Genomic DNA, 14107 nt, shown 5'->3' on the forward strand with positions numbered 1-14107 from the left:
GGGGCCTGTACCGGTGTGTGGGGGTGCGCGTGGGTGTGCGTGTGGGGGTACGCGGGGTGCCTGCGGGTGCGTCGCGGGTCGGGACCGCGCCGTCCCCGTGGCCCGTCCCCTGCCCGTCGTACGCGGCTACGGCTGCGGCTGCAGCCGATCGCTGATGCCTGTCGCGTCATCACCGCTGGTCCTGCCTCACGTGTGCCGACGCCCGCGTGAGGGTGCGTGTGGCGTGGATCAGGAGGGTCAGGGCGCCCGCGCCGCAGGCGAGCGTGGGGATGGCTGCGGGGCCCAAGGCGTCGACGAGGCCCTGCGTGGGGGTTGCCAGCCAGGCGCAGCCGGGGAGGCGGGCCGCGAAGAGGCTGGTCAGGGCCGTTGTCTCGGCTGCCGCGGCGGCAGTGAGGACGAGGGCGGGGGCATGGGTGAAGCCGTGGGCGGTGAGGAGGCGGGCGAGGAGCAGAAGGGCGCCCAGGGTGAGGGTCTGGGGGTAGGCGGCCGGCTCGTCCAGGACGGTGGTGGTCAGGGTCAGCAGGGCCGTCAGGGCGCAGAGGTACAGGGCGAAGGTGCCCAGGAGCAGGGGCTTTACGGAGGTGGCGAACTCTCCCAGGCCTCGGCTGGCGGACAGTTTGCGGCGGGCCCGTACGGCGAGGAGGTGGGCGCACCAGGCCGCGGGGGCGCAGGAGAGGGCGAGGGCCAGGACGGGGGCGGCGGCGAAGGGCCAGGGGCCCTCGGCGGTGCCCGTGGGGAGGGCGTCCGGGCCTCCGGCGGCGGCCGCTCGGAGGAGTCCGTCGCCGAGGAGGGCGTAGGCGATGAGCCAGCAGGTCCGGGTGGCGGTCGGGTTCGTGCGGTCCGCGGTGGCGAACGGGCCTCGGGCCAGGGCCGCGCGCAGGGCGAGGGCCACGACGAAGGCTCCTGCCGCGGCCGCGATCAGACGGGACCGGCCGTGGGTGAGGTGCAGGGCGGTCACGGCCGCCGCGCAGAGGACCCCGGGGAGGAGGGTGAGCAGGATCCAGTCAGCTCGTGCGCGGGGGATGGTGAGGGCCGGGGCGAGGGGGGACGCTTCGGCGTCCCGGGGCACTCGGGCGTACATCTCCTCCGCAAGGGAGAAGACGTCCCGGTGCAGGAAGCGTGCCGCGGTGCGGTCGGTGATGCCGTGGACCTCCAGGCCGGCGGCGATCTCCAGGGGGTCCACCGCGCGTTCACACAGGTCACGATGACGGTGCATCAGCGCTTTCACCGGGTCGGCGCCGGTGCGGCGGGTGGGCGTCGGGCGGGCGCCGCCGGGGCCGCGCCACCCGTCGCCGGCGGTGCGGACGGGGTGTGGGTCATCGGCGGCCGTGGTGGGCCTTCCTGCGGCTCGGTCTTCGCCTACGTCCGTCCCTGCCGCGATCCATTCCTCCGACCCTTCCTCCCAGGCGCCGGGGCTGGTCGGGGCGCCGGGGCGGTCCAGCCGTCCTGGCCCGCTCATCGCGCCCCCTCCCTCGCGGGCACCGCGGTGGCACGTACGGGGGCCGCCGCCGGGCGGGCCGGGCCGCCGCGGGCCACCAGGCGTGCGCCTCGGTCGGTCCAGCGGCCGGGGACATGCGCCTCGGCGGGGACGCCGAAGGGCAACGGGGCTCCGGCCTCGTCGAGGACGACGCGGCGGACCGGGGTGCGCGAGACGATCTCCAGGTAAATGCCGTGAAATGCCGCGACGTTCTGCTCGACGGTGAACAGTTCGAGGGCACGCGCGCGTGCGGCCGCGCCCAGGCGCGCACGGCGCTCGGGGTCGCGCAGCAGCGCCACGCAGGCCTCCGCGAGCGCCCGCGGGTTGCGCGGTGGTACGACGAGACCGGTGCCGCCGATCACCTCCACCACCGCGCCGACGTCCGTGGACACCGTCGCGCGGCCGCAGAGCATGGCCTCGACCAGGCCGATCGGAAAGCCCTCGACGACGCTGGACAGGACGGTCACGGCGCCGGAGGCGTAGGCGTCTGCGAGGGCCGGGATCTCCGGGCCGCCGATCTCCTCGAAGGAGACGGGGTTGTCGCCGACCGTGTGCGGGCCCTCGGCCTCGTCGGGGAAGAGCTGTGCGGCCAGCACCCTGCAGTGGCCGAGGTAGGCGGCGCCCTCGGCACCCGAGGGAGCGCCGACGATCCGCAGACGCGTCTTGGGCTCCTCCTTGCGGACCTCGGCGAAGGCGTGCAGCAGCGACACCAGGTCCTTGGCCGGTTCGACACGGCCGACCCAGACCAGCGTGTCCGGGTCCGCGCACTCCGGGGCCTCGCCGACCTCCGCGAAACGGGAGGCGTCCATGCCGGGGTAGACGGTGCGCTGCTTCTCCCGGTCCGCGCCGCAGCGTTCCTGCCAGCGGCGGGCGTGGCCGTTGCCGGGGGTGATGAGGGCGGCCCGGGTGTAGGCCTCGGCGGCGAGCCTGCCGTGGAGGGCGGCGAGCAGGGAGCGTACGGCCGGCGAGGACTCGGCGGGGGCCAGGTAGTGGGTGCGGAGCCGGACCCCGTACTCGGTCAGGAGCAGCGGGACGTCACAGAAGTGCCGGGCGAGCAGGCCGGGCAGGGCCGCCGAGCCGCCGGACGTGGCGTGGCACAGGTCGGCCGCGCCCAGGCCGTCGTCCTCGTACCAGTCGAGCGAGAGGGGGCGCAGGGCGCGTTCCAGGTGGGCGGTGACGGCCAGCAGATCGGGTACGCGCGCCTCACGCGCCGTGCGCAGAGCGCCCCGGGCACGGCAGGCGCGCTCCAGGGCGCGTACGGCGGCCTCGGAGCGGAGCGCTCCCACCAGCCCGCCCTCGTCGCGGGCGAGTTCGGCGAGCCCGTACAACGCGTTGGCGAAACGGTCCGCCTCAGTGGCCGACGTCTCCGACGCCTCCTCGGAGGAACCGGAACCCGCTAGGGCACCGCCCGCGCAGAGCATGGCCACCAGCTCGCCGTAGCACTCGGCGAACCGGCGCCGGGCCCGGCGCCCGTACACCACGCCGTCGTCCTCCGCCGTCCACAGCGGCGCCGTACGGACGCGGCTGACCTGCGGGGGCAGCGGGATCCAGCCCTCGCCCTCCTGGCGCTCGCTGCGGCTGAGCGCGTAGATGTCGAACTCGTGCTGTCCGAGCCCGCGCACGAGCCGGTCGCACCAGAGCCTGGCGTCACCGCTCACATACGGATAGCCACCCTCCGCAATCAGTCCGATGCGCACGCGTACACCCCCGATCTCCCGTAACCGATCTCCCTTATGGGGAGCCGCCGTTCCCGTGGCGGCTCGCAGCGGGACGAACGTAAGGGGACAAGGCGGTGGCGCGACGGACGGTTGTCCATCGCACCACCAAAAGGGGTGAACGGTCGTAACTTTCCCGTGCGGGTCGCGTTCCGTCGCGCTAGGAGTTCATTCGCGCACGGATCGTCACACCTGAACGGCCGGCACCACGGCCAACTCCCGTCGTGCCGCCCGCCGCTGGGCCGCGATCCGCGGGTCGAGCGCCGGTACGGCGGCCAGGAGCTGCTTGGTGTACGGGTCCTGCGGGTTGTCGTACACCTCGTCGGCGGGGCCCTCTTCGACGATCCGCCCGCGCCGCATCACCGCGACCCGGTCGCTGACCTGGCGTACGACGGCGAGATCGTGGGCGACGAAGACGAGGGCGAGTCCGAGTTCGCGCTGCAACTCGCCGAGCAGGGCGACCACCTGGGCCTGGGTGGTGACGTCGAGCGCGGAGACGGGCTCGTCGCAGACGATGACGCGCGGGTCGGCCGCGAGCGCCCGCGCGATGCCCACGCGCTGGCGCTGGCCTCCGCTGAACTCGTGCGGATAGCGGTCGTAGTGCGCCGCTTCTAGCCCCACGCGCTCCAGCAGTTCCCGTACGCGCCCCTGGATAAGCCCCTCGTCCGACTCGCCCCGCGCGCGGAGCGGATCGGCGATCGACTCGCCCACGCTGCGGCGGGGGTTGAGGGAGGAGACGGGGTCCTGGAAGACCATCTGCACGGCCGGATCCACGCCCACGCGCGCGTGCCCCTCGTGACGGACCTCCCCGGCCGTCGGCTCCAGGAGGCCCACCAGCATGCGTCCGAGCGTCGTCTTCCCGCTGCCGCTCTCGCCGACGATCCCGAGGGTCTCGCCGCGGCGGATCGTCAGCGACACGTCGTCCACCGCCGTGAACGCCCGCTTCCCGCGCCCGAACTCACGGCGCAGGCCGGTCGCCTCCAGGACGACGTCCGCCGGTCCCTCGGAGCTCTCGGACGCCGCCCGCGTCGCCGCGTCCACGCGCGGGACCGCGCCGAGCAGTTCGCGCGTGTACGGCTGCGCGGGCGAGCCCAGTACGGCGGAGACCGGACCGTGTTCGACCGCGCGCCCGTGCCGCATCACCAGCACCTCGTCGACGCTCTCGGCGGCGACTCCGACGTCGTGCGTGACGAGCAGGAGCCCCATCGCGGTCTCCTCGCGGAGCGTGTGCAGGAGGTCGAGGATCTGGGCCTGGACGGTCACGTCGAGCGCGGTCGTGGGCTCGTCGGCGATCAGCAGGTCGGGCTCGCAGGCCAGCGCCATGGCGATGAGGGCGCGTTGGCGCATGCCGCCGCTGAACTCGTGCGGGCGTGAGCGGGATCGCCGTACCGCGTCCGGAATTCCAACCCGGTCCAGTACCTCCACCGCACGCGCGCGTGCCGCTCGTCGTGAGGCACGCGTGTGTACCCGGTACACCTCGGCGATCTGGTCGCCGATGGCGTAGTACGGGTCGAGCGAGGACAGCGGGTCCTGGAAGACCATGGCGGCCTTCCCGCCGCGCAGCCGCCGCAGTTCCTCGTCCGACGCCTCCTGTACGTCCACGCCGGCGACGTCGATCGAGCCGCCCACCCGCGCGCCCGTGCCGCGGTGCAGCCCGAGCAGGGCGGAGGCGACCGTGGACTTGCCGGAGCCGGACTCGCCGACGAGGGCGAGGGCGGCGCCGCGCTCCAGGCGCAGGGAGAGGCCGTCGACGGCGCGCAGGTCCCCGAAGTCGACCGTCAGGCCGGTCACTTCGACCAGGCTCCGGGACCGAACCTTCTCGACATCGCTCATGCCAGCACCACCCGTCGGTCGGCCACCGCGTACAGGCCGTCCGCGACGGCGCCCGCGAGGACCACGAAGAAGCCGGTCACCAGGACCATCCCGACGACCACCGGCAGGTCGACGACCTTGACCGCCTCGACCATCTCCCGGCCGATGCCGGGCAGCCCGAACAGCGACTCGGTGAGCACGGCCCCGCCGAACAGGACGCCGATGTTGTTGGCGTTCACGGCGATGAGCGGGGCCACCGCGCCGCGCAGGGCGTGCCGCCAGATGATCGCCCGCTCCCCGACGCCGTAGGCCCGGAAGGTGCGGACGTGGTCCTCGGCGAGGGTCTCCAGCATCGAGGCGCGGGTCAGCCGGGCGTATGTCGCGGACTCGATGAGCGCGAGCGACAGCCAGGGCAGCAGCAGGTTCCAGGCCCACTGTTCGGGGTCGTCGGTGAAGGCGACGTACTGCGGGAAGGGCAGCAGCTCCAGTTGCCCGCAGACGACGATCATCAGGACGAGTCCGATGACGAAGACGGGCGTGGACATGCCCGCGAGGGTGAGCGTGGTCAGCAGCCGCTCGGTGAACCGGCCGCGCCGCCACACCGACAGCACACCGGTGCCGACGCCGATGACCAGCCACAGCACCATGGCGCCGAGCGCGAGCGAGGCCGTGACCGGCAGCTTCGCCAGGATCAGCGCCGTGACCTGCTGGTCGCTCTGGTACGACAGCCCGAGGCAGGGCGCCGAGCAGTGCTGGACCGAGGTGCCGGTGGAGTAGTCCTGGCCGACGAGGAGGCCCTGCAGGAAGTGCCAGTAGCGGGTGTACAGCGGGTCGTTCAGATGCAGTTGCTCGGCGACCTGCTGCACCTGGGCGGGTGAGCAGCGCGGGCCGCAGGTGATCTGGGCGACATTGCCGGGGGTGACGTAGAAGACGACGTAGATGATCACCGAGAGGGCTAGCAGGGTGACCAGGGCGCCGGTCGCGCGGCGCAGCACGAAACCACCGAAGCCGCTCACGAGACCTCCCCCTTGCTCTCCCGCTTGCCCTCCTGCTTGTCCTTCCGCCTGTCCTCCTGCTTGTCCCTCCGCTTGTCCTCCCGCTTGCGGCCCGTCCCGACGCGCAGCCGGGATGCCGCGCGCGGGTCGAGGGCCGTGCGGACGCCGTCGCCGAGCGCGGTGAGGGCGAGGACGGTCACGAACAGCGCGCCCGCGGGCAGCAGCAGATACTGCGGTGCCGCCTGGTACCAGACGTCCGCGGAGGTGAGCATCTGTCCCCAGGAGGGCGTAGGCGGCTTCACACCCACGCCGAGGAAGGACAGGGCCGCCTCCACGGTGATGTTCGTCGGTACGAGGATCGCGGCGAAGGTGATGACGGGGGCCGCGAGGCCGGGGAGCAGCTCGCGGCGGGCGATCCGGACCGTGCCCCAGCCGCTGAGCCGGGCGGCGGCGACATAGTCGAGCTGCTTGAGGGTGAGCGTCTGCGCGCGCACCATCTTGGCGAGCGTGCCCCAGCCGGAGACCAGTCCGACGACCAGCGCCACCAGGACGGGGCGCGGGAAACTGGTGGGCACGACGGCGAGCAGGGCCAGCGCGACGACCATCAGCGGCATGGCCACGAAGATGTCGGCGATCCGGGTCAGGAGCAGGTCCACCCAGCGGTTGCCGAGCCCGGCCGCGACGCCGATGACGACGCCCAGCACGAGCTGCACGACCGTCGCGGCCAGCGCGACACCGAGGGACACGCGCGCGCCGTGGACGAGCCGCGCGAACAGGTCCCGGCCGGTCTGCGGTTCGACTCCGAGCCAGTGCTCGGCGCTCATTCCCCCGAACGACCCCATGGGCACGCCGCCGCGCGCGGAGTCCACCAGGGACGGGTGATACGTGGTCGGATCCTGGCCCTCGATCGCGGTGAGCAGCGGTGCGGCGAGCGCGACCAGGACGAGCAGCGCGACGACGACCGCCGCGACGAGGGCGGCACGCTGCGTCCGCAGCCGCCGCCAGAACTGACGGGCCCCGGAGGCCCCCGGGACGGCGGTGGTGTCCGCCCCGGGGGCCCGCGAGGTCAACAAGGCCTCACTCATGATGACTTGACCAGACTCATTGATTGCTTGACCAGGTCCACTGACTACTTGACCGCGGCTTGGGAGATGTCCAGCACGCCGGTCCAGTCGCTGATCACGACGTTCTTGATGTCGCTGCCGACCAGCCGCTTGTAGACGGGGTGGAACAGCGGCACGGTGAGCGCCTGCTCGCCGATCTTCTTGTCCAGTGCACCCCACCGCTTGGCGGCCGCGTCAAGATCGGTCAACTTGTTGATCGCGTCAATCTCGGCATTGACCGACTTGTCATTGAGCAGGCCCGTGTTGAAGTTCGCGCCGTCCTTGACGATCTGCCGGCCGTCGAAGATCGGGGCGAGGAAGGGACCGCCGGAGGGCCAGTCCGCGCCCCAGTGGGCGAGGAAGAAGCCGGGCTCCGTCTTCACGTTGTGGATCTTGTCGGAGTAGTCGTTCTCCTCCAGCCCCTGGAGCTTGACCGTGATGCCGGCCTTCTTCAGCGCGTCCTGGACCGCGGTGGCGATCTCGGGGCTGGTCTCGAAGTCCTTGGCGTTGGAGTGGGTCAGGGTGAGGGTGAGCCCGTTCCCGTAGCCGGCCTCCTTCAGCAGCTCCTTGGCCTTCTCGGGGTCGCCGCTAGTGCCCGCCGGGAAGTGGTCGTACGGCGTGTGTCCGAAGGACTTCTGGTCCGGCAGGAAGGTGGTGGCGGACTCGGCCAGCGCGGAACCACCCGCGGCGTTTACCACGGACGACCGGTCGATGGCGTACGAGATCGCCTGTCGCACCTTGACGTTGTTGAACGGCTTGATCGTCGGGTTGAACGCGATGTAGTTGGTGTAGCCGAAGTGTCCGGTACCGACGCGAGAAGCAAGTTCCTTGTCGCCGGTCACCTTGGCCAGTTCGGCCGGGCCGAGGTTGGTGTCCGTGGTGACCGCGGCCGCGTCCGCGCCCTGGGACGCGGACAGCCGCTGGTTGATCACGGACGAGTCGAGCCCGGACCGTACGTCGATCTTGTCCGGGTACGCCTTGCGCTCGGCATCCGTACCGGCGGACCAGTGCGTGTTGCGCTCCAGGACGATCCGCTCACCGTCGTTCTCGTTCTCGACGACCTTGTACGGCCCGGACGAGACCGGGTGCTGCTCGTACTTCGTGCCGGTGTCCTCGGCCTTCGGGACGGGCGCGAACTGCGTCTGCGTGGCGAGGTACGGGAACTCACCCTCGGGCTTGTTCAGATGGAAGACGATGGTCCGCGCGTCCGGCGTCTCGATCGCCGAGAGCCCCTTCTTGTCCTTGTACGGCCCCTGGTAGTCGGCCGCACCGACCAGCCAGTCCCGCAGGTAGGGCGCGCCACCGGACAGTTCGGGGGCGAAGGAGCGCTCGATGCCGTACTTGACGTCGGCCGAGGTGATCGGGGTGCCGTCCTCGTACTTGAGGCCGTTCTTCAGGGTGTACGTCCACACGGTGGCGTCCTTGTTCGGGCGCCCGGTGTCGGTGGCGAGGTCGGGGACGACCTCGGCGCCGGCCTCGCCGTTCTCGCGGTTGCGGGTGGTGAGGGTGCGGAAGACCAGGGACGGGACGTTGCCGCCGCCGGAGGTGTACAGACGGGCGGGGTCGAAGTCCTGCTGCGGATTGGAGTTCAGGACCGTGAGCGTGCCGCCCTTGTGGGGCGTGGAGTCGCCGCCGGCACCCTTGGCATCGTTGTCCTCAGGCCCGCAGGCGGCGGCACCCGCTGCCACGACCAGGCTGACGGATGCCGCGGCCACGCGGCGCGCTATGACGGACGGTTGACGCATCGGAGACGACCTCTCGGATTGAAGAATCCCGCGCAATCTTGAATAGCGAGACAGGTTGCCGCGGAGTGAGACGGAAGGAAGCAGACGTCTGCCCCGGCGTCGGGTCGTCGAGAAGCCAAGAAGCCCGTGACCGAGCTGCGGGATCAATACCCGTCAACAGCTCACAGGAGAGAAGGGAGATCGCGACGCGAACGCCGAAGGGCGAGCGTCAGCGACAGTCGATGTCGGCCACGCACAGAGCGGTCACGCCGATGAGCGCCAGCTCGATGGCGGCGCGAGAGGAGGCGTGACGGGTCGACATGTGCAGAAATATGTACGAACACGCTGCACATGTCAATGTGACGTATGGAGCACCCGTCAACTCCCGGGATATGCCCAGGGGTTGGGTCGACAGTGGATCCCGTCATGGTCGAGGAACTTGGTCTGCTGCTGCATGACCGGCGCGAGATCGCCGTCCTTGTCGCAGGTGACATGACTGAAGCCGAGCCGGTGGCCGACCTCGTGGTTGATCAGCATCTGCCGGTACGCATGGATTCGATCACCGTATGTCGTCGACCCCTGCGCCCATCTGTACGCATTGATCATGACGCGCTCGGTGGCGGCCGAGTCGCACGACACGTTGTCCTCGGTGGTGTCGAGCCCGGACTTGGCGCACCAGACGGCGGTGGTGCCGGGGCTGGCCAGCGTGATGACGAAGTCGGGTTTGCCCGAATAGATGCGTTCGAAGGTACGGGCGCCGTTGTGGGCCCAGCTCCGGTCGTCGTTGAGCGTCTTCTGCACGGCCTCGGCGAAGAGTTCGCCGTCGAGCCCCAGTCCCTGCTCCACGTCCACGCGATAGGTGAACTTCTGCCCCGTGCCGGGCGCCTTGGCGATCCCCGGGACCGCGTCGAACCTGCCCGAGCCCTTGAGCGTGGCGCCGAGCGCGTACCTCTCGCCCATCTTCTGCTCGTACGTCAGCGGCGCCACGCTCGGCGAACCCGGCGTCGGCTGCCCGTCCCCGCTCACGGCCCCGTCACGCGCGTCCCGCCCCTGCTCCGTGGCGGACTGCGACTGCGTGTCGCCGTCGTCCCGCCCCTTCGCGACCTGCCCGGCGACGACGACCGCCAGCACAGTGACGACCGCGGCGGCAGCTATGCCGGTGAAAGTGCGGCCCTTGGCGCCCTTCTCCGGCACGGGCTCGCCGGTCGGCAGGGCGTCGTCGAGCTCGGTGCCGTTCGGGGTACCGACGCCTGAGTCGTTCCCGGTCCCGACCTCGGTGTCCCAGTCGGTGACGGAGGCGTACGGGTCGGCGGCGTGCGCGGAGTCGGCCGTACGAGGCGCGAAGACGTCGACGTCCTCGCCGAAGGCGTCCAGGTAGTCCTGGCGGGGCCCCTCGGAGCGCGGCGCCCGCCGGGGCCGCGGCAGGGGAACACCGGTCGCGGGCGGAGCACCGGCTGCGGAGGGAGCGCCGTTGGCAACGCCGGTCCGCCCCCTCAACTCGCCCCAGCCGCCCCCGGGTTCATGCTGCTCGGGGTGGCCGCCGCGAATCCGGGGGGTGCCATGAGCCGGAGTCCCGTCGGGTATTCGAGGCACGCCATGGGCGGGAGTCCCGTCGGGAAGGCGCGGGAATCCGTGCGCGGGGGTGCCGTCAGGGAGCCGCGGCACCCCTTGCGCGGGCGTACCGTCAGGAAACCGGGGGAATCCGTGCGCGGGCGTGCCATCGGGGAACCGCGGAAAGCCATGCGGGGGCGTACCGTCAGGAATCCGCGGCACCCCTTGCGCGGGCGTACCGTCCGGAAACCGCGGCACCCCTTGCGCAGGCGTACCGTCCGGAAAGCCCCGCCCGCCATACGCCGGTGCCGCACCCGCGGGCGTCCCCTGCCGCCCCGTCGCTGGACCCGGCACCCGGCGACCACCGGGACCGCCCAGACCACCGGGACCACTCGGACCACCGGGACCAGTCGAACCGCCAAGACCACCTGGGCCACCAGGCCCACCCGAACCCCCGGGACCGCCCGCCCCACCGGACTGCGGCCAACCACCCTGCCCCGCCCCCGGAGCCGCACCCGGCCGGGAAGTCGGAACCCTCCCAGGACCGGCGCCCGGCGCAGACGGACCCCGCCGATCGGTGCCCGTCTCCGGCGGTGCACCCCGGGAGCCCTGTCGTGCAGTTGTGTCCGCGGTGTCGCGCTTGGCGGCCGAACCGCGGCGGCTGTGGCGTCCCACGTCGCGCCTCAGCTCCCCGCGCTCTCGGTCACGGCATCGTCCTCGCCCGCGCCCCCGGCAGCACCCTCACCCGCTGCGCGCCCGGCGACCGCCGACTCCCCCGTCTCCGCGAGGAGTCCACGGAACGCGTGGGCGACCACCTCCGGGTACTCCATCATCGCCACATGCCCGGCCTCGGGCAGGCTCAGCAGCCGGGAGTCACGGAAGGTGCGCGCGGCCTTCCGGCACATGCGGTAGCCCACGAGTTGGTCCCGGCCGCCGTAGATGAGCAGCGTCGGCGCCAGCACCCGCTCGGCCTGGCGCCACAGCGCGTGCTGCCCGCCCAGGGTGTAGGCGTTGACCAGCCCGCGTGCGGAGCGCGTCATCGCGTCCCAGAAGTACGGCAGTTGCAGCCGCCGCTCCATCTCCGCGACCGCGTTGCTGAATCCTTCCGGCGTCACCCGCCCGGGGTCGCCGTAGCAGAGATGCAGCACGCCCCGGACGCGCTGTTCCGCCGTCCACGACTGGGTGATCCGCGTGAAGAGCGTGGTCACACCGGGCATGGCGAGCAGCGCGGTGGGGACGGCGGTGCGCTGGACGCGGATCTCCGGCAGCGCCGGCGACACGAGGGTGAGCGTCCGGACCAGGTCGGGGCGTACCGCGGCGACGCGTGTGGTGACGGCGCCGCCGAGCGAGTTGCCGAGAAGGTGCACGGGACCGCGGTCGGAGGCGTCGAGATAGCGGATCACCGCGCGTGCGTGCGCGGTGATCGAGTAGTCGCCGTCGTCCGGCGGTGGCGAGTCTCCGAAGCCCGGCAGATCGACGGCCTCGCAGTCGACGTCGCCTTCGAGCTGCTCCATCATCGCCGACCAGTTCTGCGAGGAACCCCCGAGTCCATGGACGTAGAGCGCGGGCGGCAGCCCCTCACGCGCGGGCGGCCGGGAACGCACCGTCAGCGTGATCCCCGGCAGCCCGACCGACCGCAGCCGCTCCCCCTCCGCGACCCTGACGGTCGCCACCTTCGGGAGCACATTGGCGGCCGGCGCAGACGGGAGCTCGGTCGAAGACATGCGGCAATGTTACGAGACGATCACGTCGTGGTTCATGTGTTCGCCATCACAACTCGACACGTACATGGCAATGAATTGCCCAACCGGGCAGACCATGAGCACATCCGAAGCTCCCCCTGATCCTCATCGATCCCCCACAGACCCCCGCAGATGGCACGCGGATCGCATAGCGTCCGGAACCCGTGTCTCCTAGGCTCGTACGCAGGGCACCCGTATGTGGACCCCTGCTTCACCCAGGGACGTTGTGCCCCATCCACGGGGACGTTCTAGGAAGGGAGCCCACCATGGCCGTCGACCCCACCGACCCCGAGACCTTCGTGGACGACGACGCCGAGGAAGCCGAGGAAATCGACGTCGAGGCCCCCGTGGCCGACGCGGCCGAGCAGCACGCCGACGTCAGGCCCGACCGCGACGAGCCGCTGACCGGCGTGGACCAGGACGAGGCCAACGAGGCCGATCTGGCCGAGCAGGCGCGCGTCGTCTCCATCGACGAGGACGACTATCGGTGACAGACGACTAATCGGTGACAGACGACTAATCGGTGACAGACGACTGTCGGTGACATCGGTTTCAGAGGACGGCCGTCGGCGACAGCGGCGCACCGACGGAGGCCATGACCGCGAATGAACGCGCACGAGCACGAATGAACGTGCAGTCGGGTGCGAAAAAGAGCGCCGCTGAGCAGGAAAGAGGCCGCTTGCTGCCCGCTCCATCCCGGTTTCAAACCATCTGCGCGACTTTCGCCACCGTCCGGTCCGTGAAATTCTGCGCTCGCACCGCGCACACCCGGGTTACCGAAAAGTACGATGGCGGCGCGGCGCACACCGCATGTGGACGACATTGGGAGGCGGCGTGACAGCCATCGAGCAGACAGAGGCGGCACGCCCGCGGGGCACTCGCCTGCCGCGCCGTGCCCGACGGAACCAGCTCTTGGGCGCGGCCCAGGAAGTATTCGTCGCGCAGGGCTACCACGCTGCCGCGATGGACGACATCGCCGAGCGCGCCGGCGTCAGCAAGCCGGTGCTCTACCAGCACTTCCCGGGCAAGCTCGACCTCTACCTCGCACTGCTGGACCAGCACTGCGAGTCCCTGATCCAGGCCGTACGCCACGCGCTCGCGTCGACGACCGACAACAAGCAGCGCGTACGGGCGACCATGGACGCGTACTTCGCGTACGTCGAGGACGACGGCGGCGCCTTCCGCCTGGTCTTCGAGTCGGACCTGACGAACGAGCCGGCCGTGCGCGAGCGGGTCGACAAGGTCACGACCGAGTGCGCCGAGGCGATCTGCGAGGTCATCGCCGAGGACACCGGCCTTTCGCGCGCGGAGTCGATGCTGCTGGCCTCCGGCCTCGGCGGCCTCGCCCAGGTCGTGGCCCGTTCCTGGCTGCACAGCGACCGCAGCGTTCCGCGCGACCAGGCGGTGCAGCTGCTGACGTCCCTGGCGTGGCGCGGCATCGCGGGCTTCCCGCTGCACGGCTCCGAGCACCACTGAGCCCTGCGGACGCGCACGCGCGTGTGCGGGGTGTTTGTTCCCGTCCGCTGTTCGCTCCTGGCGTTCTCGGGCGGCGGGTGCAGGTCCCCTCACCGGGCTAATGTGTGCTGGGTACGGCGCGGAAGGTCGCGCACTTCACTGACCGTCGGAGGGACATAGCCGTGGAGGTCAAGATCGGCGTGCAGCACGCGCCGCGCGAGATCGTTCTGGAGAGCGGTCAGAGTGCCGAAGAGGTCGAGCGGGCGGTGTCCGAGGCACTGGCCGGGAAGTCTCAGCTGCTGAGCCTCGTGGACGAGCACGGCCGCAAGGTCCTGGTCCCGGCCGACCGTCTCGCGTACGTCGAGCTGGGTGAGCCGGCCCCGCGCAAGGTGGGCTTCGGCGCGCTGTAGGAAGGCGCCGGCAGACAGGCATGACGGAAGAGGGGCGGAGAGGGCAACGTGGGAGTGGAGCCCAAGCAGGTGGGGAAGCAAGGGGGACACAAAGGTGAGCAAAAGAGGATGGGATTAAAAAGT

Annotated in this window: 12 protein-coding genes; 3 read left to right on the top strand and 9 right to left on the bottom strand. The window is 71.3% G+C overall.

Annotation, left to right across the window (positions count from 1 at the left end):
• Nucleotides 1-169 precede the first annotated feature (169 nt).
• From ACFWYS_RS13240 to ACFWYS_RS13280, 9 genes are all read right to left on the bottom strand, one after another.
• Nucleotides 170-1459, bottom strand: a complete 1290-nt coding sequence (locus ACFWYS_RS13240) for a hypothetical protein (protein ID WP_384766734.1) — start codon at nt 1457-1459, stop codon at nt 170-172.
• On the bottom strand, nt 1456-3174 hold the full coding sequence (locus tag ACFWYS_RS13245) for a DUF3492 domain-containing protein (RefSeq protein ID WP_384766737.1): 1719 nt from the start codon (nt 3172-3174) through the stop codon (nt 1456-1458). Before ACFWYS_RS13245 ends, ACFWYS_RS13240 begins: the two co-directional genes overlap by 4 nt.
• A gap of 204 nt (nt 3175-3378) precedes the next feature.
• Entirely contained in the window at nt 3379-5025 is a 1647-nt protein-coding gene (locus tag ACFWYS_RS13250) for a dipeptide ABC transporter ATP-binding protein (protein WP_384766739.1), read from the bottom strand.
• Nucleotides 5022-6020, bottom strand: coding sequence for an ABC transporter permease (locus ACFWYS_RS13255; RefSeq protein ID WP_384766741.1), 999 nt, complete (start codon nt 6018-6020; stop codon nt 5022-5024). The genes ACFWYS_RS13250 and ACFWYS_RS13255 overlap by 4 nt, the downstream gene beginning before the upstream one ends.
• Nucleotides 6017-7084: an ABC transporter permease gene (locus tag ACFWYS_RS13260; RefSeq protein ID WP_384766743.1), complete on the bottom strand. Its 1068-nt coding sequence runs from the start codon at nt 7082-7084 to the stop codon at nt 6017-6019. Before ACFWYS_RS13260 ends, ACFWYS_RS13255 begins: the two co-directional genes overlap by 4 nt.
• A gap of 44 nt (nt 7085-7128) precedes the next feature.
• Complete coding sequence (locus ACFWYS_RS13265; protein ID WP_384766746.1) at nt 7129-8847, bottom strand: ABC transporter substrate-binding protein; 1719 nt, start codon at nt 8845-8847, stop codon at nt 7129-7131.
• Nucleotides 8848-9055: 208 nt separating this feature from the next.
• Entirely contained in the window at nt 9056-9148 is a 93-nt protein-coding gene (locus ACFWYS_RS13270; RefSeq protein ID WP_334313676.1) for an Ms4533A family Cys-rich leader peptide, read from the bottom strand.
• A gap of 56 nt (nt 9149-9204) precedes the next feature.
• On the bottom strand, nt 9205-10590 hold the full coding sequence (locus ACFWYS_RS13275) for a DUF3152 domain-containing protein (RefSeq protein ID WP_384766845.1): 1386 nt from the start codon (nt 10588-10590) through the stop codon (nt 9205-9207).
• 470 nt (nt 10591-11060) lie between these two features.
• Nucleotides 11061-12101 carry an alpha/beta fold hydrolase gene (locus ACFWYS_RS13280; RefSeq protein ID WP_384766749.1) on the bottom strand — a complete coding sequence of 347 codons (1041 nt, stop codon included), beginning with the start codon at nt 12099-12101 and terminating at the stop codon, nt 11061-11063.
• A 284-nt stretch (nt 12102-12385) separates the two neighbouring features.
• On the opposite strand from ACFWYS_RS13280, the gene ACFWYS_RS13285 reads away from it, so the two are divergent.
• From ACFWYS_RS13285 to ACFWYS_RS13295, 3 genes are all read left to right on the top strand, one after another.
• A complete protein-coding gene (locus ACFWYS_RS13285; protein WP_384766751.1) occupies nt 12386-12610 on the top strand; it encodes a hypothetical protein in 225 nt (74 codons plus the stop codon).
• Nucleotides 12611-12953: 343 nt separating this feature from the next.
• The gene (locus tag ACFWYS_RS13290) at nt 12954-13595 is read left to right on the top strand and encodes a TetR/AcrR family transcriptional regulator (RefSeq protein ID WP_384766753.1); all 642 of its coding nucleotides are present in this window, start codon (nt 12954-12956) and stop codon (nt 13593-13595) included.
• A 161-nt stretch (nt 13596-13756) separates the two neighbouring features.
• A complete protein-coding gene (locus ACFWYS_RS13295; protein ID WP_019754243.1) occupies nt 13757-13984 on the top strand; it encodes a DUF3107 domain-containing protein in 228 nt (75 codons plus the stop codon).
• Nucleotides 13985-14107 lie beyond the last annotated feature (123 nt).

The sequence above is a fragment of the Streptomyces sp. NPDC059010 genome (assembly GCF_042740355.1).
Lineage (GTDB): Bacteria > Actinomycetota > Actinomycetes > Streptomycetales > Streptomycetaceae > Streptomyces.